Raw genomic sequence first — 24604 nt, forward strand, 5'->3', positions numbered from 1 at the left:
GGATAGCGCGTAAGTTGCGGGGGTCAACCAACTCTATCGTCGGTTTGCTTCATCTTCGCTGTAAAATATAATCCGGTTTTATACCGAAGTGGCGGAGAGGCAGGGATTCGAACCCTGGGTACCCTCACGGGCACGCCGCATTTCGAGTGCGGTGCTTTCGACCACTCAGCCACCTCTCCGCAGAGGTCCGGCAAGAACGATATTTTTCGCTCCCCCGTGGGTCGGAAGCGGGGCCATTAGCGCATGATTTTGATGTTGCCAAGCCCTAGATGTGCGATAACCACCATTTCCTGCGGCCCCTCCTATTACACCCCTTGCAGCACCGCGCTTTCCGCTTACATTGAGAGCATGAGTTCCAGTTACAAAGACTTGCACATGACAGGGCTTGGCCATGAAGCCGTGCCGATGATGACCAGCGCCCGCTTTGCGATCGGCGATATTGTGCGCCATAAAATGTTCGATTTTCGCGGCGTGATTTTCGATGTCGACCCGATTTTTTCCAATGACGAGGAATGGTATCAATCCATCCCCGAACAGATCAGGCCGGACAAGAACCAACCTTATTACCATCTGCTCGCGGAAGGCGACGAGGGCAGCTATACGGCCTATGTCAGCCAGGGCAATCTGGTCGCGGACGCAGAATCAGGGCCGGTCTATCATCCCGAACTCAAGGATTTGTTCGACGCCTATCGCAACGGACGCTATCCGCTCAAATCCATCCATAAGCATTAGGGCCAGTGAGGAGCGAAAGCGTCAGGCTTTCAGCTTCCAGCCCGATTTGAGCAGCATATAGCAAGCCAGTGCCAGCACGATATTGACCGCGAGCAATATGCCCGCGCCGAGCAGAACGGGCGAATCCGCTTGACCGATAAAACCGTAGCGAAAGCCTGAAATCACATAGAAAAAGGGATTGGCATGGCTGATTGCGGCAAAGGTCGGCGCAAGGCGGTCGACCGAATAGAAAGTGCCGGACAGAAGCGACAAAGGGGCCACCACAAAATTGGTGACCGCCGCCGCATGGTCGAACTTTTCCGCCCAGATGGAGGTCATCACGCCCAGAAAACCGAGCATCGCAGACCCCAGCAGGCCGAACACGATAACCGCCCAAAGATGTTTGGGGGTTACATGCACGCCGGGCCACACGGCCATCACGATCCACACCGCAAAGCCGACCAATATGGCGCGCGTCACTGCGGCTCCCACCAGCGCCGCCAGCAATTCGATCACCGAAATGGGCGGCATCAGATAGTCAACAATCGTCCCCTGCATCTTGCCGACAAGCAGCGCGAAGCTGGAATTGGCAAAGCTGTTCTGCATCATGCCCATGACGATCAGCCCCGGCGCGATAAAATCGGCAAAGGACGCGCCCAATATCTCGCCGCCGCGATGCCCCATCGCCACCGTGAAAATCACCAGATAAAGCAATGTCGTGACCGCAGGCGCCCAGATTGTCTGGAGTTGCACCTTGAAAAAGCGCCGCACTTCTTTGCGATATAGCGCAATCATCCCCGCCCAGTTGACCGAACGGATCACCGGTACACCGGGTTCGCTGCGAATTCTTGAAATATTTTCGGCAGGTGGCGGGGTGATTTTCATGTCCATGCACGGGTGCCTATCGGCTGGAATAAGGAACCGCAAGCCACTATACAGTCTATAGTGGAAATCCCGAACATTAGTCCCTATATCGCCCCTATCAAATTTCATGGTGCATTGCGGCATCCGTTCACGGACGCCTGTGCGCCTCACTTCAAAAGATGAAAGTCATATAGCCGATGTCCTGGACCGACGAGCGCATCAACCAGTTGAAAACGATGTGGGAAAAAGGCCTGACCGCCAGCCAGATTGCCGAAGAACTTGGCGGCGTGAGCCGTAATGCGGTGATCGGCAAGGCACACCGCCTTGGCCTCAAATCGCGCCCGTCGCCGGTCAAGGCCGCCGAAGCGAAGAAGAAAGCCGCGCCTGCGCCAAAGGCTCCCGCGCCTGCAAAGGCGGCCAAGCCCGCAGCGCCTCGCCCTGCCCCCGAACCGCGCGAGCGTGTCGAGCGCCCTGCCCCGCAAGCCGCAGCTCCTACCGCGCCTGCCGGCGACAATGTCCAGCCTTTCCCGACGGGGCGCAGCGATATGCCGCGCATCGTGTCGGTCGGCCCCGGCGGCTTTTTGCGCCAAGGCCCCGGCGAACAGCAAGCGCCGATCCCGCCCGCGCCGCCGCGCCGCTTGGTCCCCGCCAAGCCCTCGCCCGAAATCGCCGACAAGACGAGCCTGCTCGATCTGACCGACCGCATCTGCAAATGGCCGATGGGGCATCCGGGCGAGCCGGACTTCCATTTCTGTGGCGAAGCGGTCAATCCGGGCTTTCCCTATTGCGTCGAACATTGCGGCCGCGCCTATCAGGCACAGCTTCCGCGCGGCACACGCCGTCCCCCGCCGCCCATGCCCTTTGGCGGGCCGCGCGTCCGTTAAGCGGAAATGCGCTAACGCATAAAGCACGGAAATCCGTTCTTTGCGGCTGCTTGGTTTCACTTTCGTTCTTGCCGCTTGCATGGGCGGCAAGCACGGGCTTATAGCATAGCCCATGTCCGACGATCTGTTTGCCGCCGCCCCCGCCACAAGTTCCGATTATGATGCTTCGGCTATCGAGGTATTGGAAGGACTTGAGCCGGTCCGGCGGCGTCCGGGCATGTATATTGGCGGCATAGACGAACGCGCGCTCCACCATCTTGCTGCCGAAGTTATCGATAATAGTATGGACGAAGCGGTGGCAGGCCATGCAAGCCGCATCGAAATCACGCTGGAGGCCGGTAACAAGCTCACTGTGGTCGATAATGGCCGCGGGATTCCGGTCGATCCACACCCCAAATTTGCCGGCAAATCGGCACTTGAAGTCATTATGACAACGCTCCATTCGGGCGGTAAGTTTGAAGGCAAGGCCTATGCGACTTCGGGTGGTCTGCACGGCGTCGGCATCAGCGTGGTCAATGCGCTATCGACCGAAACCGTCATCGAAGTGGCGCGCAACAAGGAATTATTCCGCCAGATTTTTTCGCGGGGTGCCGCGCAAGGCCCGCTCGAAAAAGTGGGAGCCGCTCCCAACCGGCGTGGCACCAGCGTTGCCTTCACGCCTGATCCCGAAATTTTCGGCGAAACCGCGCGGTTCAAACCGCAGCGCCTTTACCGCCTCGCCCGCTCCAAAGCCTATCTGTTTGCCGGCGTCGAAATCCGCTGGAAATGCGCGCCCGAACTGATTGGCGATGATACGCCGAGCGAGGCTGTGTTCCAATTCCCTGGCGGCTTGGCCGACCATCTGGCCGAACAGCTAAAGGGGCGCGAGTGCGTCACCGCCGACGCTTTTTCGGGAACGCAGGAATTTCCCGATGGCGCGGGCCGCGTCGAATGGGCGGTTGCTTGGCCGCTCTGGTCGGACGGCAGCTATAGCTGGTATTGCAACACCATCCCGACGCCCGATGGCGGCACCCATGAACAAGGCCTGCGCGGCGCGCTCACCAAAGGCATCCGCGCTTTTGGCGAATTGGTCGGCCAGAAAAAAGCCAAGGATATTACAACCGAAGATGTGATGACAGGGAGCGAATTGATGCTGTCCGTATTCATCCGCGATCCGCAATTCCAGAGCCAGACCAAGGACCGCCTCACATCGCCCGAAGCTGCGCGCTTGGTCGAAAATGCGATCCGCGACCATTTCGACCATTTTCTGTCGGACAATATGGAGCGCGGCAAGGCGCTGCTCGGCTATGTGCTGGAGCGCATGGATGACCGCCTGCGACGCAAACAGGAGCGCGAGGTCAAGCGCAAGACCGCGACATCGGGCCGCAAACTACGCCTCCCCGGCAAGCTTACCGATTGTTCGGCGGACGATCCCGAAGGCACCGAGATCTTCATCGTCGAAGGCGATAGCGCGGGCGGCAGCGCCAAACAGGCGCGCGACCGCAAGACGCAAGCCATTCTCCCCATTCGCGGTAAAATCCTCAATGTCGCATCGGCCACAGCGGATAAAATCCGCGCCAATAGCGAAATTGCCGATTTGACGCAGGCGCTCGGTTGCGGGACGCGTAAGGACTGCAATCCAGACCATCTACGCTATGAACGCATCATCATCATGACCGACGCGGACGTCGATGGCGCGCATATCGCGACCTTACTCATGACCTTTTTCTTTCAGGAAATGCCGGAACTGGTGCGGCGCGGGCATCTCTATCTCGCGCAGCCGCCGCTGTACCGCCTGACTGCGGGTAACAAGAGCGTTTATGCGCGTGATGACGAACATCGCGCCGAGCTGGAAGAGACAATCTTCAAAGGCAAGAAGGTCGATGTGGGCCGTTTCAAGGGGCTGGGCGAAATGATGCCGCAACAGCTTAAAGAAACCACGATGAACCCCGAAACGCGCTCGCTCATCAAGATCACCTTGCCGCAGGAATATGAAGAACGCGCGGGCGTCAAGGATCTGGTCGACCGGCTGATGGGTAAAAATCCGGAGCATCGCTTCCAGTTCATCCAAGCCAATGCCGCGACTTTGGACGAAGAGGCGATTGACGCATGAGGCTTGGACGGACGACAGTTGCGCTCGCTACGCTCCTTTCGCTCGCCGCGCCCGCTTTTGCGCAAAGCCCCTCCCCGCCTCCGCCTGCTGCGGTTGCCGGTGCGATTCCGCCCGCCATCGGCGCGCGTGCTTCCGACATATTGGCGATTATGCGCGCTCAGGGTGATGTCGCCGCGACCTTTCATCCGACCTTCTTGGCGGAAATTTCCGAAGAAAAATTGCGCGCTATCGCCAAACAGTTAAGCGACCAATATGGCGCGCCGTTGAGGGTGATGAAAATCAACGCGGCTGACGATCGGCAAGCGACGTTTGAACTCGATTATGAACGCGGCGTCGCGCAGGTCTCGCTCGTGCTGGCAGGGCCGGAGGACGGGCATAAAGTGACCGGCTTCTGGATTACCCAAGTTGCGCCAAAAGGCGATAGTCTGGCAGCAATCCAGTCCGGATTTGCAGCCTTGGACGGCGACAGCGCGTTCGGCATTTACAGTCTCAAAGGAACCGAGTTGCGGCCCTTGCTAGAAGGCGGCACGCGCGCACCGCTCGCGACCGGTTCCAGTTTCAAATTGGTGCTGCTCGCCGCCCTCGACGCGGATATTCGCGCCGGGCGGCTCAAGTGGAGCGATGTCGTCCCGCTCAGCCATAAATCGCTGCCATCGGGACAAATCCAAAATTGGCCCGACCGTGCGCCGATGACCTTGCAAAGCCTTGCAACGCTTATGATTTCGATCAGCGACAATAGCGCGACCGACACATTGCTCCACCTGCTTGGCCGCGAACGGGTCAGCGATTTTGCGCTCAAACAGGATATGCTCGACAGCAAAGGGATGCCGGTCCTGTCCACCCTCGAAGCCTTTGTGCTGAAAGAGCCGGGACATAAGGCGATGCGCGAGCGTTGGGCCAAGGCGCGCCCCCCTGAACGCCTCGCCTTGCTGCGCAGCGAAGCGCGGGGCTGGACGGTCGCGGACGCCAAAGCCGTGATGCTCACCGGCACCCCGCAAGCCATCGACACAGTCGAATGGTTTGCCACCCCGCGCCAGATGGCCAATGCGCTCGTCTGGTTTGCGGATAAAGCCAGCCCCGAAGCGCGCGCTATTTTGGCGGTCAATCCGGGCCTACCCGATCCGGCGCGGCGCGGCTGGTCTTATATCGGCTATAAGGGCGGGTCCGAAACCGGCGTGATTGCGGCCAATTATCTGCTGATCGACAAGGACGGGCGGCGCTATATTGTCAGTGCGGCGTGGAATGATCGCAGCAAGGCGGTCGATAATGACCGCTTTTTCGCGCTCGTCAACCGGATGATTACACTCGCCGCGCCTAAATAAAAGCGCCGTTTTACCGGCTTAGGCGGTTAACGCTTCAACCAGCGCCTTGACCTTTTTCTGCCGCCATTGCGGGAGCGGGGCGACGAGCCAATAGGCAAGCTTGGTTTCGCGCGCATTGTCGATCATTTTGACGCGGCCCTCGGCAATATCATCCTGCGCCAAGAGATGCGGCACATTGGCATAGCCAAGGCCGAGCGCGGCGGCATCGAGCGCCAGCCCCGCATCACCCAAGCGCAGCGCAGGCGTGCCATCGGCAACCGGACAATGCGGCCAGCTAATCGGTGTGGTCGCCCCGCCATCAGGCGCGGCAACCGTCACAAACGCCCCTTCGGCCAAGCGCACCCCTTCATGCTCGCCCGGCCCGTCTGCCAAGCGGATTGCAAGGTCGAGATTGGCTTCGGTAAAGTCGATTTCCTCGTCCGCGGTCACCAGCGTGAAACGGGTTTCGGGGTTCGCCGCGCCAAAGCCGCCCAAACGCCGCGCCAGCCATTTGGCGGTAAAATCGCGCGGTGCAGCGATGGTGAGCGAGTGGGAGGATTGCCCCGCCTGCATCGCGCTCACCGATTCTTCGAACATCAGGAACCCGGCCCGGAGCGCATCAAGCCCGGCATCGGCTTCGGGGGTTAGTTCCAGCCCCTTGGTCGTGCGCCGGAACAACACAACGCCCAACATATCTTCCAAAGCGCGGATTTGCTGGCCGACAGCGGCGGGCGTTACCGCCAGTTCGTCGGCGGCGCGGGTGAAACTCAAATGGCGCGCGGCGGCATCAAGCACGCGCAACGCATTGAGCGGGAGCATAGTTCGCTTCATATGTCTGACCTATTGGGCAACCAGAGGAGCAACGAGCGGGAATTGCGGAATGATAGCCTCAAACCGCTCCCCGTCCTCGCCCGCCATCACGTAAAATCCGGCCATCGAGCCAGTCGGCGTCGCGAGCGGGCAGCCCGATACATAATCATAGCTTTTGCCCGGCATGATGACCGGCTGTTCACCGATCACCCCTTCGCCTTCGACCAGATGGAGCGCGCCGCGCCCGTCCGTTATCCGCCAGCTACGGGTGAGCAGTTGCACCACCTCGTCGCGCTCATTTTCGATACGGATATGATAGGCCCAGAACCAGCGCGCGCGGTCGGGTTCGGACTGGTCCGGCAAATAGCTGACCGACACGCGCACGGTGACGCCGTCAGTTTCGGCTACGAAAGGAAAGAGCGCCTTCATTGCCCGCTATGATGACCCTAAAGCCCGATCCCGGTCAATGCCTGATCGAGATCGGCAATCAGATCATCGGCATCTTCCAGCCCGATATTGACGCGGATCATATCTTCGGTAATTCCGACCGCAAGCCGCGCTTCTTCGCTCATCCCGAAATGGGTGGTCGAACTGGGATGCGTCATAAGGCTCCGGGAATCCCCGATATTATTGGAAATGTCGATAAGGTTAAGGCCGTCGAGCAAGCCATGCGCTTCCTTGCGCCCGCCGCCCAAAAGGATCGAGAAAATCGGCCCTGCCGCGACCATTTGCTGCATCGCAAGCTTATGATGCGGATGGCTTTCCAGCCCCGGATACAGCACCGATTTGACCCGCCCTTCCAGAAATTGTGCAACCTTCATCGCATTTTCGCTCTGCCGATGGGCGCGCAGGTCCAGCGTTTCCAGCCCCTTCAACACGACCCACGCATTGAACGGGCTCAAGGTCGCGCCGACATTGCGGTGGAACGGCAGGATGGTTTCGGTGATCATCTGCTCGCTCGAACAGATAGCGCCCGCTAACACGCGCCCCTGCCCGTCCATCAGCTTGGTCGCGCTATAACAGACCACATCCGCGCCCATTTCCATCGGCCGCTGGAGCGCGCTCGTCGCAAAGGCATTATCGACAATCGAAATAATGCCATGCGCGCGCGCTATGTCGCAAATGCCTTTTATGTCGGATATTTGCATCGAAGGATTGGCGGGGGTTTCAAAGAAAAACACTTTGGTATTGGGCCGCACCGCCGCTTCCCATTGTGCGGTTTCGTGCGAATCGACCAGCGTGACCTCGATGCCATAGCGCGGGAATAAGGTGTCGGTGAGCCAGCGGTTCGACCCGAACATGATCTTGCCCGCCACCATATGGTCGCCCGCCGAGAGCATCGAAAGCAAGGCGACCGACATCGCCGCCATCCCCGAAGCAGTCGCGCGGCAGCTTTCTGCCCCTTCCATCAGCGCAATGCGCTTTTCCAGCATTTCGACCGTAGGGTTTTGCAGACGCGAATAGGTCATGCCCGGCGTATCGCCCCGGAAGCGCGCGGCGGCTTCCTCCGCATTTTCATAGCTATAGCCCGAGGTCATGAATATGGCTTCGGACGTTTCGCCAAAATCGCTGCGCGCGGTCCCGCCGCGAATGGCGAGGGTTGCCGGTTTCCAGTTCCGGGTGATTGCGGGGTCTTGCCCTGATTTGCGTTTCATCAAACGTCCTTCAAATTTTCCCAATCATAAAGCGAGGCCGGCAAGGACCGCATCGCCCATAGCGGCGGTGGAGAGTGTGCCGCCAAGATCACCGGTGCGCGCGCCCGCACCGAGCGCATGGCCGACCGCCGCTTCAACGCGGTCTGCGGCCTGCGCATTTTTGCCCGAATAGCGCAGCAACATGGCGAGCGACAAGATCATCCCCAGCGGGTTGGCCTTGCCCTGCCCGGCAATGTCGGGCGCAGAGCCGTGGATCGGCTCGTACAGCCCCTGCCCCGAACCGTTGAGCGACGCACTCGGCAAAAGGCCGATAGAGCCTGCACACATACTCGCCTGATCGGACAGAATATCACCGAACAAATTGCCGGTCACAATCGTATCAAACTGCCCCGGATTGCGCACAAGCTGCATCGCGGCATTATCGACATACATATGGCTGAGTGCCACATCGGGATAGGCTTTGCCCGTTTCGATCACCACATCGCGCCAAAGCTGCGAGGTTTCGAGGACATTCGCCTTGTCGACCGAGCAAAGCTTGGGCTGGCGGTCGGTGCCTGCGCGCGCAATGGCGGTTTCATAACCGACCTTGGCGATGGCCGCGACTTCATCCTCATTATAGGACATAATGTCATAGCCTTCGCGGCGGCCATTGGCGGTGCTGCGCATCCCTTTTTCGCCGAAATACACATCGCCGTTCAGCTCGCGCACAATCACCATGTCAATCTCGCGCGCAATTTCGGGCCGCAGCGCCGACGCATCGGCAAGATCAGGATAAAGTTTGGCGGGACGCAAATTGGCGAACAGTCCCAATTCCTTGCGCAAGCCAAGGATCGCCTGTTCGGGGCGCAACGCCCGCTCCAGCGCATCGCAATCAGGGTCGCCGACCGCGCCGAACAAGATGGCATCGCTGGCCTTGGCGAGCGCCAGCGTTTCAGGCGGAAGCGGATGGCCATGCGCTTTATATGCAGCCCCGCCCACCGGCGCGGCTTCGGTCGTGACACCGGGAAGCGCCAGCGCATCCAGAACGCGCAACGCCTGCTCCATGATTTCCGGACCAATGCCATCACCCGCAAGCAGCGCAATCTTCATGTCTCGCTATCCCTGATTTTCTGTTAAACTTGGCTGCGCGTTAGCGCGTCAAAGCCCAAAGCCCAACCCCCAAATTTTGCACCGCACAATAGCCTTCTCCCCTCCCGCTTGCGGGAGGGGTCGGGGGAGGGCCTGTCAAAAAACTGCAACCATCTGCAATAGCGGGACGTTTCCCCACCCCCTCACAACCGCCGGAACCGCTCCACCAACCGTTCACGCGCATCAAAAATTTCATGTCGCCTGCTGTCGTTGAACAGGCTCGTCTCCAGAAAATGGCCGGTCAGCCGCAATCCGTCGATAATATCGGCGACCCGCGCAGGCACGGTTGCGAGCAGAAAAGCGGGCAGCGGGAGCAGCCTCGCTTCATAGCCGTGCGCCGCGCCGCGCGACACCGCTTGATGGCTTTTGGGGCTGACAAAAGCGAGGTCCTCATCGCTCCCCGACACGACGCACTGGCTGATGTCGGGTGCAAAGCCTAACCGCGCGAGCAACAGATATTCATAACGCACCAGCGCCGCCCCCCAATTGCGCGCGGACGGCGCCGCCTCGATTGCATCGAGCAAGCCGCCGAGCGCATAATAAAGGTCGGGATAGGGCTGTTCTTCCGGCAAGCTTGCCGCGGTCAGCGCGCATATCCACGCAATCGCGTCCGCCGCCAGAGGCTCCCCTAAAATCGGCGCGCGGCTATGCACCAGTTCCACGGTCAATCCGGCAAGCTGTTCTGCGGTGCGCGCACGAAATTCGGCCTGGACAATGTTGGACGGGATGAGGACCGGGCGCAGCGTGCGCGAGCGGCCGCCGCGCACATAGCCCGCGACCAGTCCGGCCTCTTGCGTCAGTGCGCGCACAATCGCGCCATGCTCGCCATGCGCGCGAACAGAACAGATGATAGCGCGGGTGACGAGGCTGGTCATAGCCTGTCTTTAGCGGAACATACGCGCTTGCGTCAGCCATGATTTATGCTCGCATCGCGCAATCGAATTTAGCAATCACTCAGCGCATATTAATCAATTTTTTGACGCAATGGAAAACAGTTACAACCGCTCCATTCTCGCTTAATCTATGGCAATAAAATGGAGGAAAAGGCATGGCTGACAACACGCATCCGACGGCGGGCAAATGCCCGGTGACGCATCTTACTACGGCGTTCGGAGCGCCCGTTCCCGACAACCAGAACAGCATGACCGCTGGCCCGCGCGGGCCGGTGCTGATGCAGGATGTGTGGCTGCTCGAAAAGCTTGCCAACCTCAACCGCGAAATCATCCCCGAACGGCGTATGCACGCCAAAGGGTCGGGCGCGTTCGGCACCTTCACCGTCACCAATGACATCAGCAAATATACGCGCGCGAAAATCTTCTCCGAAGTCGGCAAGAAGACCGAAATGTTTGCACGCTTCACCACGGTTGCGGGCGAACGCGGCGCGGCGGATGCCGAGCGCGACATTCGCGGCTTTGCGCTCAAATTCTATACCGAAGAAGGCAATTGGGATTTGGTCGGCAATAATACGCCGGTCTTTTTCCTGCGTGACCCGCGCAAATTCCCTGACCTCAACAAAGCGGTCAAGCGCGACCCCAAGACCAATTTGCGTTCGGCGACCAATAATTGGGATTTCTGGACGCTACTCCCCGAAGCTTTGATGCAGGTGACGATTGTCATGTCGGAGCGCGGCATCCCCAAAAGCTTCCGCAATATGCACGGTTTCGGCTCGCATACCTATAGCTTCTATAATGAGGCGGGCGAGCGTTTCTGGGTCAAATTCCATTTCCATACCCAGCAAGGCATAGAAAATCTGACCGATGACGAAGCCGCTGCCGTGGTCGCCAAGGACCGCGAAAGCAACCAGCGCGACCTGTTCGACGCGATTGAACGCGGCGATTTCCCCAAATGGAAAATGTCGGTGCAGATCATGCCGGAAGCCGAGGCGGAACAATATAAATTCCACCCGTTCGACCTCACCAAAGTCTGGTATGCCGAAGATTATCCGTTGATCGAAGTCGGTGAATTCGAACTCAACCGGAACCCCGAAAATTTCTTCGCCGATGTCGAGCAAAGCGCGTTCGCGCCGTCGAACCTCGTGCCCGGTATTTCGGTATCGCCCGACAAGATGCTGCAAGCGCGGCTGTTCGCTTATGCCGATGCCCAGCGTTACCGTCTTGGCGTCAACCATCACCAGATTCCGGTCAATGCGGCGCGCTGCCCTGTCTTTACCAACCATCGCGACGGTCAGGGCCGGGTCGATGGCAATTATGCGGGCCTGCCGCATTATGAGCCGAACAGCTTTGGCCAGTGGCAGGAGCAACCCGAATTTCGCGAGCCGCCGCTCAAGATTAATGGCGACGCGGATTTCTGGAACTTCCGCGAAGATGATGACGATTATTTCACCCAGCCCCGCAAGCTGTTCCTGCAAATGAACGCGACACAGCGCGAAGCTTTATTTGCGAACACCGCAGCTGCGATGGGCGATGCACTCGATTTCATCAAGCAACGCCACATCGACAATTGCACGCGCGCCCATCCCGATTATGGCGCAGGCGTCGCTTACGCACTCGGCATGGGGCCGAAGGTCGACCCCACCGAACCACCCAGCGATGGCCCGGAGAGGCATGTCGAGCATCTTTGATATGCTAACTATTTGATATTTATAATATAATATCGTCATTGCGAGCGCCGTAGGCGCGCGGCAATCCAGCGCAACTCTGCGAGACTCTGGACTGCCGCGCCGCTCCGCGGCTCGCAATGGCGATAGATTTTTCGGGAAGGAGCACCCGGCGCTCCACCAAAATATTCCGCGCTATTTTCAACGGCCTAAAAGCATTTTCTATCCGTGATAAAAATCATAAACCGTCTGCGCCACCGCTGCCGAAACCCCTGGCGCGCGCTGTAAATCCTGAAGGCTCGCATCGCGCACCGCCCGCGCGGTGCCGAAATGCATAAGGAGCGCCTTTTTGCGCGCCGGACCAATGCCGGGCACCTCGTCCAATGGGCTGGTCGTCATCGCCTTGGCGCGCTTTTGCCGATGTGCGCCAATCGCAAAACGGTGCGCCTCGTCACGCAAGCGCTGGAGATAGAAAAGCACCGGGCTATTGGTCGGCAACATAAAATCACGGCCATCGGGTAAGTGGAACACCTCCCTGCCCTCGCGCCCATGATGCGGTCCCTTGGCCACGCCGACAATGGCGAGATCTTCAATCCCCAATTCTTCCAGCGATTCAAGCGCAGCCGATAGCTGCCCCTTGCCGCCATCGACCAGCACCAGATTAGGCCAATCGCCTTTGTCGCGCGCAGGGTCTTCAACTTGCGCGCGCGCAAACCGGCGGGCGAAAACCTCGCGCATCATCGCAAAATCATCGCCCGGCTGCGTTTCCGCGCGCTTGATGTTGAACTTGCGATATTGGCCCTTCATAAAGCCTTCCGGCCCCGCGACAATCATCGCGCCCAAGGCGTTCGTGCCTTGGATATGGCTGTTATCATAGACTTCGATGCGCTGCGGCGGTTCGGCCAGATCGAACAAATCCGCCACTTCGCGCAACAATTTGGCCTGCGTCGTCGATTCCGCCTGATGCCGGTCGAGCGCTTCTTCCGCATTGCGGCTCGCCTGTTTGATAAGCTTGGCCCGTTCCCCGCGTTGCGGCACCGAAATGGCAACCTTATGCCCCGACAAAACCTGTAACGCCTCGGCAATCACCTCTGCTTCCGCGGGGTTGCGGTCGACCAATATGGTGCGCGGCGGCGGGGCGCTTTCATAAAATTGCATGAGGAAATCGCGCAGCACCTCATCATCCGGCACATCGGCGGTGTGCGCGGGGAAAAAGCTGCGATGCCCCCAATTCTGCCCGCCGCGAATGAAAAAGGCTTGGATGCAGATATGCCCGCCCTTGGCCGCGAGCGCGAATATATCCGCATCGCCCAAGCCTTCGGCGTTAATCGCCTGCGACCCTTGAATGAAGGTCAGCGCCTTTAACCGGTCGCGCAGCAAGGCCGCCCGTTCAAAATCGAGCGATTGTGCTGCCTCTTGCATTTGTGCGCCCAATTTGGCCTGCACGCGCGTCGATTTGCCGTCGAGGAAATCCTGTGCATCGCGTACCAGTTCGGCATAGCCCGCCGCATCAATCCGCCCGACACAAGGCGCGGAGCAACGCTTGATTTGATAGAGCAAACAAGGCCGCGAGCGGTTGGCAAAAAAGCTGTCGGTGCAACTCCTCAGCAGGAATAGCTTTTGCAGCGCATTGAGCGTCTGGTTGACCGACCCCGCGCTGGCGAACGGCCCATAATATTTGCCCTTCGCCCGCCGCGCACCGCGGTGTTTTTGGATACGCGGGAAAACATGGTCCGACCGCAGCAAAATATAAGGAAAGCTCTTATCGTCACGCAGCAGCACATTATATGCCGGGCGATACCGCTTGATAAGTTGCGCTTCGAGCAACAACGCCTCGGCTTCATTATTGGTGGTAACGATGGTCATCGACCGCGTTTGCGCGACCATGCGTTGCAACCGCTTTGGCAGCCGCATCACCTGCACATAATTGCTCACCCGGTTTTTGAGTGAGCGCGCCTTGCCGACATAAAGAACATCGCCGCGCATATCGTGCATTCGGTAGACGCCGGGCTTTGCGGGCAAAGTTTTCAGCACATTGCGGATTGCCGCAACGCCGGTTTCAAGGTCGGGCTTGTCCGATCCTTTGAGTGCATAAGTCGCCTTATCCTCATTGAACCGGTCGGGCGCATCAGGTCGGGAAGGCGGCAAGGGCATGGGCTCTATCTAGGCATCCCCGCTTCAAAACAAAAGCCTGCGTTGGACATGGGAAGGCAAGCGCCCAATAAAAAAAGGCCGGACAAATATCCGGCCTTTTAAAAATTCGAATGGAAGGGCCGGTTTAGCCCAAGGTCGAGATGGTCTTGTCGATCAACGCCTTGTCGGTCGCACGGTCATGCTTGTCCGCAATGAGCGATGCCGCCGCAGCCGTTGCCGCCGTTGCCGCCTTTTCGCGCACTTCGGCCAGCGCCGCCCGTTCGGCCGCGCCGATACGATCTTCGGCCATTTTCTGGCGACGGGCGATAAGGTCGCTCGTGTCCGATTTGGCTTTAGCAAGGATCGCTTCGGCCTCTTCTTCAGCGCGCGCGCGCATAGCCGCGGCTTCGCCTTCAGCGGCCTTCACCTTAGCCTGATATTCGCCGCGCAGCTTTTCCGCTTCGGCGCGCAGGCTTGCGGCCTCATCGAGTTGCGCACGAATGTCGGCGATTTTCTTGTCGAGACCGCCCGCAATCAGTGCCGGAACCTTCTTCCACACCATGATCGCCAACAGCACGATCATCGCGAGCGAGACCCAACCCGCAGCATCCATCCCCAAAGCACTGGGTTCGACATGATGCTCCACCGCCGCGCCTTCATGCGCTTGGGTGGTTGCAACTGTCTGGACGGGGGCCTGAATGGGAGCCTGAGCCTGATCAGCGGGCTGAGCAGGTGCCTGTGTCGCAGGATTAGACATGAAGCACCGCCTTTACCGCTTTACCCGCTTCCGCCGCAGTCACCTTGGCACCGGAAAGCTTGGCCACGAGATCGCTGGCAGCTTCGCTCGCCACGTCCTCGATTTCGGTCAGAGCCTTGCTGGTAGCACTGCGGATCGACGCTTCTGCCGCCGCCATTTTATCGGCAATGACGCTGTCCGCTTCGGCAATCTTGCCTTCGGCATCCTTCGCGCCTTTGTCCTTGGCGGTTTGCGTAATTTTCTGGACTTCGGCCCGAACGTCATTCTGACGGGTCCGATAGTCTTCCTCAATCTTGTCGGCCTCGTCCTGCGCCGCACGGGCTGCCGCGAGATCGCCCGCGATTTTTGCATCGCGGCTGTCCACGGTCGCCGAAATCTTCGGCACCATGCCTAACCCGACGACAATGAAGACAAAGCCGAACGTCAGCAGCAGCCAGAAAATCTGCGAAGCATAGATTTCGAGAACCTGGGATATTTGAGGCATTTCTACCCTCGAAAATCAGGCACCGGGCGGCAAGCTAAACCCGCTCGCCCGGCGCACATGGATGATTGGTCTTAGACGACGAACAACAGGATAACGGCCGTCAAGAAGGCCAGGAGGCCCAAAAGCTCGGCACCGGCGAAGCCGATGAACAGGCGGCCCTGCTGGGCATCGGCAGCAGCCGGATTGCGCAGCGCGCCTTCAAGGAATGCAGCAAACACGTTGCCCACACCGAGAGCCGAAAGACCGGCACCGATTGCAGCGAGGCCAGCGCCGATAAATTTTGCAGCTTCTGCGTCCATTTGAATAACTCCCTTAAAGAAATAACGATATTAGAAATCGGTTTGAAAATCGAGATCAGTGAAGATTGACAGCGTCATTGATATAAATCGACGCCAGCAAAGCGAAAACATAAGCCTGAATGGCCGCAACCAAAAGCTCCAGCGCGGTAATGCCGAGCATCAGAAGGAAGCTCGGAATCCCGACCAACGCCCCATATCCTGCGCCTGCGCCGATACCGCCAACCACAAAGCTACCCAAAATCTTGAGCAGGATATGGCCCGCCGTCATCGCGACAAACAGACGCAATGCAAGGCTGAAAGGACGTACGAGGAACGAGAAAAGCTCGACCACAAAAATGAGCGGGATCATCACCAGCGGCGTACCGTGCGGCACGAACAGCGAGAAGAAATGGAGACCGTGCTTCCAGAAGCCGACAACCAGAACGATCGAGAAGGTCAGCACCGCCAGAACGCCGGTCACGGTGGGATGACTGGTTACGGTGAAAGCATGTCCACCGGCAACGCCGATCGGCAACATGCCCAACAGGTTGGCAAACAGGATGAACATGAACAGCGAGAAAATATAGGGCACATATTTACGCCCTTCTTCGCCGACATTCGACACCAGAAGATTGTCGATAAAGCCGGTGACGCTTTCCACCGCCATCTGCCAGCGTCCGGGCACAAGCTGCCGCTTCATGCCGCCAAGCGTAAACAGCGCCACAATGGCAGCCGTAATCACCATCCACAGCGCGCTGTTGGTGAAATTGATATGGTGCCCGAACAGCTCGAATCCGGGGAAAATTTCCTGCACCTGGAATTGGTGCATCGGGTCAATTTTGCCAGATTCCGAAGCCACTATTGTCACACCCTTCTTAATGCCTGCTCCCGACGGGGAGCCTTTGACAATAAACCATTTTTACCCGTCCGGCCCGGCTGCCGCTTGTCAGCGCCGGGAGGACAGCTTGATAATATTCCTGAACGCGACCCCTATTCCGAGGAACAGAAATCCCAAAAGCCCCCACGGTGTCGTTTCGAAAAGCCAGTCAACTGTCCAGCCAATAAGCAAACCACCCGCGATGCCACCCAAAAGACCCGCCAGCACCTTGTTACCCATCTGATAGCCAGCATCAGATTCCGGTGCTTTTGCGCGCTTTGTCCGCTCCATTTCGACGTCTTCGGCCCGTTGCAGCCTTTCTTCAAGCTGCGTCAGGCGCGAATCTTCGCGCAATGGTTTGAACTCGTCTCCGTCACCCGTCATCGCCAATCTCCATGATAATGGCTTAAAACTGCGCTATAGCAGGATTTAAGCCCAACCGGAAAATGTCGCCACACGTGCCGCAGCCGCCAAGGCGCGGTCCGTTTAGGTAGGCGCGATGTATAAGTCAACCGCGATACAGCGAGTTTTGCTGCATCGCGTCATAAGCGCGCCCGACTCTATACTCCATGTACGATTTTGCGAGACAAGGCCAATGAGAACATATAGGGTCCATTCATGTCCTCGACACCCTCTTCTTTGAAGCTGGAAGCAGCCCCGGCGCCGCTGTTTGAAGAATTGCCGTCCCGCACCGCCGAAGACGCTGGCGAGACACGCCATCATGGCAGCGGCCATCGCGCGCGACTGCGCCAGCGGCTATTGGAGGGCGGGCCGGAAGCCCTTCTTGAGCATGAACTGGTAGAATATCTGCTCGCACTCGTCATTCCGCGTCGCGATACCAAACCACTGGCTAAACAATTATTGGCGGAATTTGGTGGCTTGTCTGCGCTTATCAGTGCCGATCCGGAATCATTGATGCGGGTTCCCGGCATGGGTGAAACCACAATAGCCGCGCTCAAGATTGTCCAGGCCACCGCGCTGCGCCTGTTGAAAGCGGAAGTCACCGCACGGCCGATCATCGCCAGTTGGCAAGCCCTGCTTGATTATCTGCGCGCGGATCTGGCGCATATCAACGTCGAGCGCGTGCGCGTCCTTCATCTTAACAGCAAGAATATGCTGATTCGTGACGAGTTGGTGAGCGAGGGTTCGATTGACCAGTCGGCCATCTATATCCGCGAGGTCATCCGCCGCGCGCTTGAGCTGGGGTCGGCCAGCCTCATCCTCGTCCATAATCATCCGAGCGGCGACACCCAGCCCTCCCGCGCCGACATAGCGGTGACGCGCGACATAGTGGAGGCAGGCAAAAGGCTGAATATTGCGGTCCACGACCATGTGATTATCGGGGCCAAAGGACATAGTTCAATGCGCGCGATGGGATTATTGTGACGGGTATGGAAAGGATGGGTATGGAAGGAAAGGTTGGGTGACCCGGCACACACAAAGGCCTTCCCACTCCGTTCTCACCACTCTCCGCTCCGTTCCCCCCACTCCGTTCGTGTCGAGCGAAGTCGAGACGCGCGCGCAAATAGCTTTTAGGTAAAGCCTCGCCGCCTCTCGACTACGCTCGAGGCGAACGGTCGCAGAGGATTGCCCCCGCATAGGCCGTTATCCTGATAAAGCTTTCTCCACCCCAACCCCTTACCCCCTTAAACCCTGTTCCTACATAAAAACCGCGCCCGCCCTTCCCCGTTCGTTCCCGCTTTGCTAGGGGCGCGGCAATCCTAATCCTTTTGCATCCGGAGTCTCATCCTATGGTCCCGCGTTATTCCCGCCCCGATATGGTCGCTATCTGGGAGCCCGAATCGCGGTTCAAAATCTGGTTCGAGATTGAAGCCTATGCGACCGACGCGCTCGCCAAGCTTGGCGTGGTGCCGGAAAGTGCGGCCAAGGCGCTGTGGGACTGGTGGGCAACCAACCCGGCCATAGAAGTCGACAAGATTGACGCGATTGAGGCCGTCACCAAACATGACGTGATCGCCTTCCTCACCTGGGTTGCGGAAAATGTCGGCGATGAAGCGCGCTTCATGCATCAGGGCATGACCTCGTCGGATGTGCTCGATACCTGCCTTGCGGTGCAACTCGCCCGCGCGACCGATATATTGATCGATGATCTCGACAAATTGCTGGAGGCTATCAAGCGCCGCGCGTTTGAACATAAGATGACGCCGACGATCGGCCGCAGTCATGGCATCCATGCCGAACCGGTCACTTTCGGCCTCAAAATGGCCGAAGCCTATGCCGAATTCAGCCGCAACAAGGCGCGCCTGATTGCGGCGCGCGACGATATTGCGACCTGCGCAATTTCGGGTGCGGTCGGCACTTTCGCCAATATCGACCCCAAGGTCGAAGCCCATGTCGCCGAAAAGCTGGGTTTGGCTGTCGAACCCGTGTCCACCCAAGTCATCCCGCGCGACCGCCACGCCATGTATTTCGCAACGCTTGGCGTTATCGCCTCGTCGATTGAGCGGCTTGCGGTCGAAGTGCGCCATTTGCAGCGCACCGAAGTGCTGGAAGCGGAAGAATATTTCTCGCCGGGCCAAAAAGGCTCGTCGGCCATGCCGCACAAGCGCAATCCGGTGCTGACCGAAAATCTCACTGGCTTGGCCCGCATGGTGCGCGGCTATGTGACCCCCGCACTGGAAAATGTTGCTTTGTGGCATGAGCGCGACATCAGCCATTCCTCGGTCGAACGCTTCATCGGCCCCGATGCGACCATCACGCTCGATTTCGCGCTTGCGCGTCTCACCGGCGTGATCGACAAATTGCTGGTCTATCCTGACCGGATGCAGAAAAATTTGGACAAGATGGGCGGCCTCGTCCATTCGCAGCGCGTGCTGCTCGCACTCACGCAAGCAGGGGTCAGCCGGGAAGACGCCTATCGCCTTGTCCAGCGCAATGCGATGAAAGTATGGGAATCGGACGGCCAGCTTTCGCTACTCGAATTGCTCAAGGGCGATGAAGAGGTCACCGCCGCGCTATCACCCGCTGAAATCGAAGAAAAATTCGACCTTGGCTATCATCTCAAACAGGTTGATACGATTTTTGACAGGGTGTTTGGCGGCTAACCATACTTGGCAACGCGCCCGTTCGCGCCTAGAAGTTTGCAACGCCGTTTGACGGACAAAAGACATTCCCGCGCCACAAAGCGGGATTTGTGCGCATCTTTGTGCAGAGGGGAAACAGGCATATGCAAATGCTTCGCACGATTTTTTGGGTCATCACTGCGGTGATTATCGTTGTTTTTGTCATATTAAATCCGGAAATAATGACTGTCAGGATTTTTCCCGACTACGGAAGCCAGCCTGCGACTGTCTTGGCTGCCCCCAAATCTGCTTTAATTCTTGGTGTCTATGCACTTGGGGCTATCCCGGTATGGCTGGTCTATCGCGCAAGCCGTTGGAATATGACGCGCCGCATCGAAAATGCCGAGCGCCAGCTTGCCGACCTGCGCCAGCAAAACAGTCTTGCCACACAAACAGCATCCACGCCTGCATCCAATGATGGGCTGGCAAGCGACCCGCTACCCGCCACTGTGACGCCCAATACGCCATCGCTTTGATTATCGGGACTTTCTTTGAAGTCCATGCCCTAACTGTAAGAGAAATATATGAGTTGCCCGATTTATCTCGCCGTTGACACCCCCGATATCGAGGCCGCAAAGGCCTTGGTCGGCAAGGTGCAGAACCATATTGGCGGGATTAAATTGGGCCTTGAATTTTTCTGCGCGAACGGGCCGCAAGGCATCCACGACATGGCCGCGCACGGCCTGCCGCTTTTCCTTGATCTGAAGCTCCATGATATTCCGAACACGGTCGCCAAGGCGGTGCAATCGCTGCGCCCGGTCGAGCCTGCTATCCTCACCGTCCATGCCGCTGGCGGACGCGCGATGATGGAGGACGCCAAAGCGGCGGCAGGCGCAAATACGAAGGTGGTTGCGGTCACGGTGCTGACCAGCCTCGACCGCAATGATCTTGGCGCTATCGGCGTTAATGACGCGCCCGAAACGCAGGTGTTGCGGCTCGCCGACCTTGCACGCGAGGCGGGGCTGGACGGCATTGTCTGCTCCGGCGAAGAAGTTAAAGTTGCAAAGCAGCATTGGAAGGACGGCTTTTTTGTCGTCCCGGGCGTCCGTCCGTCAGATGGCATATCGGGCGACCAGAAGCGCACCGTGACCCCCGCCGAAGCCATGGCGCGCGGCGCGTCGATCATCGTCGTCGGGCGCCCGATCAGCAAGGCCGAAGACCCGGACCAAGCCGCGCGCGCTATCGAAGCGACGCTTTAGGCTTGTGTCCCCGCCACTTACCAAAATTTGCGGGCTGTCGACGCCCGACAGCGTAGGCGCGGCTACAAAGCTGGGGGCCGATTATGTCGGCTTTGTCCATTTTCCCAAGAGCCCGCGCCATATATCACTGGAACAAGCCGCAGCGCTTGCCGCTCATCGCGGGCGGGCGGAGAGCGTGGTTCTGCTCGTCAATCCTGATATGGCGTTGGTCGATCAGGCACTTGCGACCGTGCAGCCCGCTATATTGCAACTCCATGGCGATGAAACACCGCTATTTCTTGGCGAAATTGCGCGCCGTCATGACGTCAAATTATGGAAAGCCCTCCCCGTGCGCACGCGCGCTGATCTTGCCGCAGCCAATGCCTATCGGGGATTAGTGGAGCGCATCATCTTCGACGCCAAGCCGCCGCCCGGTGCCCAAATCCCCGGCGGCAACGGGGTGCGTTTTGACTGGGAATTATTGCGCGATGCCAAGCTTGGCTTTGCGTGGGGCCTGTCCGGCGGGCTTGATCCGGCCAATGTCGCCGAAGCTTTGCGCATCACCCGCGCGCCTTTGCTCGATATTTCTTCGGGGATTGAAGATGCGCCGGGGCAAAAGAATGTGGACAAGATGGCTTCATTCCTTAATGCGGTCCGCACATCATGACTGACACACTCGCTCCTTCTCCCGCGTCCAATAGCTTCCGCAACCAGCCTGATGCCGAAGGGCATTTCGGCGATTTTGGCGGGCGCTATGTCGCCGAAACCTTGATGCCGCTCATCCTCGACCTTGAGGAAGAATATAGGAAGGCAAAACAAGACCCTGAATTTCATAAAGAAATGACAGGGTTGCTCAATCATTATGTCGGCCGTCCCTCCCCGCTCTATTTTGCAGAGCGGATGACCGAAGCCTTGGGCGGCGCGAAAATCTATCTGAAGCGCGAAGATCTGAACCATACCGGCGCGCACAAGATCAATAATTGCATCGGCCAGATTTTGCTCGCCCGTCGCATGGGCAAGGGGCGTATCATCGCCGAAACCGGTGCGGGCCAGCATGGCGTTGCAACCGCCACCGTCGCCGCCCGCTTCGGCCTGCCCTGCACCATCTTCATGGGTGCGAAGGATGTCGAGCGCCAAGCGCCCAATGTGTTCCGCATGAAATTACTGGGGGCCGAAGTCCATCCCGTCACCAGCGGCGCGCAAACGCTCAAGGACGCGATGAACGAGGCAATGCGGCATTGGGTCGCCAATGTGCATGACACTTTCTATATAATCGGCACCGCCGCTGGCCCACACCCCTATCCCGAACTGGTGCGCGATTTCCAATCGGTCATCGGCACCGAAGCGCGCCAGCAAATCCTCGACCTTGAAGGCCGCCTTCCCGACCGCATCATTGCGCCGGTGGGTGGCGGGTCCAACGCCATCGGCCTGTTCCATGCGTTTCTCGACGATGCGGACGTTAAAATTATCGGTATCGAAGCGGCAGGCGAAGGACTGCAAGGCAAGCACGCCGCGAGCCTCACCGGCGGTTCGCCCGGTATCCTCCACGGCAACAAAACCTATTTGTTGCAGGACGAAGACGGCCAGATCGACGAAGCGCACAGCATTTCGGCGGGGCTCGACTATCCCGGCATCGGCCCCGAACATGCTTGGCTCCATGAAGCAGGCCGCGTCAGCTATGAGCCGATTAGCGATGATGAGGCGCTCGCCGCGTTTCACCGCTGTTGCGCGCTTGAAGGCATCATCCCTGCACTCGAATCCGCACACGCGCTCGCCGCTGCGGAAAAACATGCGCCTGCGATGGGCAAGGACGAGATATTGATCGTCAACCTGTCGGGCCGCGGCGACAAGGATGTCGGCACCGTCGCCGCCGCGATGGGAGAGACGCTTTGAGCGCAGCCCCCGGCACCCGGATGATCGTCCGCTGGCTGATCTGGTTTGACCTTTATCTGTTCGCGGGCATCGCCGGAATTGCGGCAATCCGCTGGGTGCGCGGCGAGCCGATCACGCTTGACGCCTTTATCGACCGGATAGCGGTGCTGCTGGTCTTTGCCGGAATATTGACCGCCTTTCAGGTGACACGCGATTTGAGGACAATGCGATGAGCCGACTTGGCACTGCTTTTAAAAAAGCGCGCGATGAAGGCCGCGCGGCGCTGGTGATTTTCGTGACCGGCGGCGATCCGACGCCGCAGGATACCGGCGCAATCCTTGACGCGCTTGTCGCGGGCGGCGCGGATGTGATCGAGCTTGGTATGCCGTTCACCGATCCGATGGCCGATGGCCCTGCCATTCAGGCGGCCAATTTGCGCAGCCTAGGCGCAGGCACCACCACCGCCGACATATTGTCCATCGCCAGCGATTTTCGCGCGCGGCATCCGCAAGTTCCGCTGGTCCTTATGGGCTATGCGAACCCAATGGTGCGGCGCGGTCCTGACTGGTTTGCCACCAACGCAAAAGCGTCGGGGATAGACGGGGTCATCTGCGTCGATATTCCGCCCGAAGAAGATGCGGCACTTGGCCCTGCCCTGCGCACGGCGGGCATCGACCTTATCCGTCTTGCAACGCCGACGACCGATGAGGCGCGGCTTCCGGCGGTCCTGCATGGCGCGGGCGGTTTTCTTTATTATGTGTCGGTCGCTGGCATTACCGGCCTGCAACAGGCCGCCCAAACCAGCATTGACGAAGCCGTCACCCGCCTCAAAGCCGCCACCGACCTTCCCGTCGCGGTCGGCTTTGGTATAAGAACGCCTGAACAGGCCGCCGCCATCGGCAAGGTTGCGGATGGCGTCGTCGTCGGTTCGGCCATCGTCGATATTATCGCAGAGCATGGCGCCGATGCCGCCCCCCGCGTTCAAAATTATGTCCGGAGCCTCGCTGACGCGCTCGCCCGGCAGGAGGAAAAAGCATGAGTTGGCTTGATAAGGTCAGAAACTCTATCCCGTTCATCGCCAAGCGCGAAACGCCGGACAATTTGTGGCACAAATGCAAAAGCTGTCACCAGATGGTGTTCATGAAAGAATGGGAAGATAATCTCAACGTCTGCCCCAAATGCGACCATCATGACCGCATCGGCCCCAAAACCCGCTTCGCCCAGATTTTCGATGATGGCCATTATGCGGTTCTTGCAACGCCCAAAGTGGCGGAAGACCCGCTGAAATTCAAAGATACCAAACGCTATACCGACCGCATCAAGGCCGCGCGCACAGCGACCGACGAGCAAGATGCGCTCATCAATGCCGAGGGCAAGATTGAAGGCCATAAAGCGGTTGTCGGCGTCCAGGATTTCGCGTTCATGGGCGGGTCGATGGGTATCGCGGTGGGCGCGGCCTTTGTGCAGGGCGTCGAAGCCGCCATATCCGCCAAAGCGCCCTATATCATCTTCACCGCAGCGGGCGGTGCGCGGATGCAGGAGGGCATATTGTCGCTCATGCAAATGCCCAAATCGACCGTGGCTATTTCGCGCCTTCATGCAGCGGGCCTGCCCTATATTGTCGTGATGACCGATCCGACCACCGGCGGCGTGACCGCCAGCTATGCGATGCTGGGCGATGTGCAGATTGCCGAGCCCAACGCACTGATCGGTTTTGCGGGGCAGCGCGTGATCGAAAATACTATCCGCGAAAAGCTGCCCGAAGGCTTCCAGCGCGCCGAATATCTGCTCGACCACGGGATGCTCGACATGGTGGTGGAGCGCAAGGATATGCGCGAAACCTTGGGCAAGCTTATCGACTATCTTGCGCCGGGCAAGAAAGCCGCCTGATTTTCCTGTCATCTCGCGAAAGCGGCAATCCGTCTCCCGCCCCCTCGCGC

General features: G+C 58.8%; 26 protein-coding genes and 1 tRNA gene. 14 read left to right on the forward strand and 13 right to left on the reverse strand.

Annotated elements, in window-relative coordinates; translation table 11 throughout:
* Window positions 1-89: 89 nt before the first annotated feature.
* Window positions 90-179 (reverse strand) — tRNA-Ser (locus DMP17_RS04260).
* Window positions 180-348: 169 nt separating this feature from the next.
* Here DMP17_RS04260 and hspQ point away from each other — a divergent pair.
* Window positions 349-732, forward strand: coding sequence for a heat shock protein HspQ (hspQ, locus tag DMP17_RS04265; protein WP_337827819.1), 384 nt, complete (start codon window positions 349-351; stop codon window positions 730-732).
* Window positions 733-753: 21 nt separating this feature from the next.
* On the opposite strand, the gene DMP17_RS04270 is transcribed toward hspQ, so the two are convergent.
* Window positions 754-1602: an ABC transporter permease gene (locus DMP17_RS04270; protein ID WP_337827820.1), complete on the reverse strand. Its 849-nt coding sequence runs from the start codon at window positions 1600-1602 to the stop codon at window positions 754-756.
* A 170-nt stretch (window positions 1603-1772) separates the two neighbouring features.
* On the opposite strand from DMP17_RS04270, the gene DMP17_RS04275 reads away from it, so the two are divergent.
* The 3 genes from DMP17_RS04275 (at window position 1773) to DMP17_RS04285 (ending at window position 5873) form a co-directional block, all read left to right on the forward strand.
* Window positions 1773-2459 (forward strand): GcrA family cell cycle regulator, encoded by a 687-nt coding sequence (locus tag DMP17_RS04275; protein ID WP_337827821.1) that lies wholly within the window; start codon window positions 1773-1775, stop codon window positions 2457-2459.
* 112 nt (window positions 2460-2571) lie between these two features.
* Window positions 2572-4551 carry a DNA topoisomerase IV subunit B gene (parE, locus tag DMP17_RS04280; RefSeq protein ID WP_337827822.1) on the forward strand — a complete coding sequence of 660 codons (1980 nt, stop codon included), beginning with the start codon at window positions 2572-2574 and terminating at the stop codon, window positions 4549-4551.
* Complete coding sequence (locus DMP17_RS04285) at window positions 4548-5873, forward strand: serine hydrolase (RefSeq protein WP_337827823.1); 1326 nt, start codon at window positions 4548-4550, stop codon at window positions 5871-5873. The genes parE and DMP17_RS04285 overlap by 4 nt, the downstream gene beginning before the upstream one ends.
* Window positions 5874-5891: 18 nt before the next feature.
* On the opposite strand, the gene DMP17_RS04290 is transcribed toward DMP17_RS04285, so the two are convergent.
* From DMP17_RS04290 to recO, 5 genes are all read right to left on the reverse strand, one after another.
* Complete coding sequence (locus DMP17_RS04290) at window positions 5892-6683, reverse strand: LysR family transcriptional regulator (protein WP_337827824.1); 792 nt, start codon at window positions 6681-6683, stop codon at window positions 5892-5894.
* Between the two features lie 9 nt (window positions 6684-6692).
* Window positions 6693-7091, reverse strand: coding sequence for a Co2+/Mg2+ efflux protein ApaG (apaG, locus tag DMP17_RS04295; RefSeq protein WP_337827825.1), 399 nt, complete (start codon window positions 7089-7091; stop codon window positions 6693-6695).
* Window positions 7092-7108: 17 nt separating this feature from the next.
* Window positions 7109-8317: a trans-sulfuration enzyme family protein gene (locus DMP17_RS04300; RefSeq protein ID WP_337827826.1), complete on the reverse strand. Its 1209-nt coding sequence runs from the start codon at window positions 8315-8317 to the stop codon at window positions 7109-7111.
* Window positions 8318-8341: 24 nt separating this feature from the next.
* Window positions 8342-9406 carry a 3-isopropylmalate dehydrogenase gene (gene leuB, locus DMP17_RS04305; protein ID WP_337827827.1) on the reverse strand — a complete coding sequence of 355 codons (1065 nt, stop codon included), beginning with the start codon at window positions 9404-9406 and terminating at the stop codon, window positions 8342-8344.
* Window positions 9407-9588: 182 nt separating this feature from the next.
* Entirely contained in the window at window positions 9589-10320 is a 732-nt protein-coding gene (gene recO, locus DMP17_RS04310; protein ID WP_337827828.1) for a DNA repair protein RecO, read from the reverse strand.
* Window positions 10321-10493: 173 nt separating this feature from the next.
* Between recO and DMP17_RS04315 the strand changes: the two genes are divergently transcribed.
* Entirely contained in the window at window positions 10494-12026 is a 1533-nt protein-coding gene (locus DMP17_RS04315; RefSeq protein ID WP_337827829.1) for a catalase, read from the forward strand.
* A gap of 198 nt (window positions 12027-12224) precedes the next feature.
* Here DMP17_RS04315 and uvrC read toward each other — a convergent pair whose 3' ends face one another.
* From uvrC to DMP17_RS04345, 6 genes are all read right to left on the reverse strand, one after another.
* Window positions 12225-14156, reverse strand: coding sequence for an excinuclease ABC subunit UvrC (gene uvrC, locus DMP17_RS04320; RefSeq protein WP_337827830.1), 1932 nt, complete (start codon window positions 14154-14156; stop codon window positions 12225-12227).
* Window positions 14157-14280: 124 nt separating this feature from the next.
* On the reverse strand, window positions 14281-14781 hold the full coding sequence (locus DMP17_RS04325; RefSeq protein ID WP_337827831.1) for a F0F1 ATP synthase subunit B family protein: 501 nt from the start codon (window positions 14779-14781) through the stop codon (window positions 14281-14283).
* A 103-nt stretch (window positions 14782-14884) separates the two neighbouring features.
* Window positions 14885-15376: a F0F1 ATP synthase subunit B family protein gene (locus tag DMP17_RS04330; protein ID WP_337827832.1), complete on the reverse strand. Its 492-nt coding sequence runs from the start codon at window positions 15374-15376 to the stop codon at window positions 14885-14887.
* A 71-nt stretch (window positions 15377-15447) separates the two neighbouring features.
* Window positions 15448-15675, reverse strand: coding sequence for a F0F1 ATP synthase subunit C (locus DMP17_RS04335; RefSeq protein WP_337827833.1), 228 nt, complete (start codon window positions 15673-15675; stop codon window positions 15448-15450).
* 55 nt (window positions 15676-15730) lie between these two features.
* Window positions 15731-16483 (reverse strand): F0F1 ATP synthase subunit A, encoded by a 753-nt coding sequence (locus DMP17_RS04340; RefSeq protein ID WP_337827834.1) that lies wholly within the window; start codon window positions 16481-16483, stop codon window positions 15731-15733.
* Between the two features lie 117 nt (window positions 16484-16600).
* The gene (locus DMP17_RS04345) at window positions 16601-16915 is read right to left on the reverse strand and encodes an AtpZ/AtpI family protein (RefSeq protein ID WP_337827835.1); all 315 of its coding nucleotides are present in this window, start codon (window positions 16913-16915) and stop codon (window positions 16601-16603) included.
* A 234-nt stretch (window positions 16916-17149) separates the two neighbouring features.
* On the opposite strand from DMP17_RS04345, the gene radC reads away from it, so the two are divergent.
* From radC to accD, 9 genes are all read left to right on the forward strand, one after another.
* Window positions 17150-17917 (forward strand): RadC family protein, encoded by a 768-nt coding sequence (gene radC, locus DMP17_RS04350; RefSeq protein ID WP_337827836.1) that lies wholly within the window; start codon window positions 17150-17152, stop codon window positions 17915-17917.
* 365 nt (window positions 17918-18282) lie between these two features.
* Window positions 18283-19596, forward strand: a complete 1314-nt coding sequence (gene purB / locus DMP17_RS04355; RefSeq protein WP_337827837.1) for an adenylosuccinate lyase — start codon at window positions 18283-18285, stop codon at window positions 19594-19596.
* 128 nt (window positions 19597-19724) lie between these two features.
* On the forward strand, window positions 19725-20090 hold the full coding sequence (locus DMP17_RS04360; protein ID WP_337827838.1) for a LapA family protein: 366 nt from the start codon (window positions 19725-19727) through the stop codon (window positions 20088-20090).
* 48 nt (window positions 20091-20138) lie between these two features.
* The gene (pyrF, locus tag DMP17_RS04365; protein WP_337827839.1) at window positions 20139-20813 is read left to right on the forward strand and encodes an orotidine-5'-phosphate decarboxylase; all 675 of its coding nucleotides are present in this window, start codon (window positions 20139-20141) and stop codon (window positions 20811-20813) included.
* A gap of 4 nt (window positions 20814-20817) precedes the next feature.
* Window positions 20818-21459 (forward strand): phosphoribosylanthranilate isomerase, encoded by a 642-nt coding sequence (locus DMP17_RS04370; RefSeq protein WP_337827840.1) that lies wholly within the window; start codon window positions 20818-20820, stop codon window positions 21457-21459.
* On the forward strand, window positions 21456-22685 hold the full coding sequence (gene trpB / locus DMP17_RS04375) for a tryptophan synthase subunit beta (RefSeq protein WP_337827841.1): 1230 nt from the start codon (window positions 21456-21458) through the stop codon (window positions 22683-22685). Before DMP17_RS04370 ends, trpB begins: the two co-directional genes overlap by 4 nt.
* Entirely contained in the window at window positions 22682-22897 is a 216-nt protein-coding gene (locus tag DMP17_RS04380; protein ID WP_337827842.1) for a hypothetical protein, read from the forward strand. Before trpB ends, DMP17_RS04380 begins: the two co-directional genes overlap by 4 nt.
* Window positions 22894-23703 (forward strand): tryptophan synthase subunit alpha, encoded by an 810-nt coding sequence (gene trpA, locus DMP17_RS04385; RefSeq protein WP_337827843.1) that lies wholly within the window; start codon window positions 22894-22896, stop codon window positions 23701-23703. The genes DMP17_RS04380 and trpA overlap by 4 nt, the downstream gene beginning before the upstream one ends.
* A complete protein-coding gene (accD, locus tag DMP17_RS04390) occupies window positions 23700-24554 on the forward strand; it encodes an acetyl-CoA carboxylase, carboxyltransferase subunit beta (protein ID WP_337827844.1) in 855 nt (284 codons plus the stop codon). Before trpA ends, accD begins: the two co-directional genes overlap by 4 nt.
* The last annotated feature ends 50 nt before the right edge of the window (window positions 24555-24604 follow it).

Source organism: Pseudonocardia sp. TMWB2A (assembly GCF_017312135.1).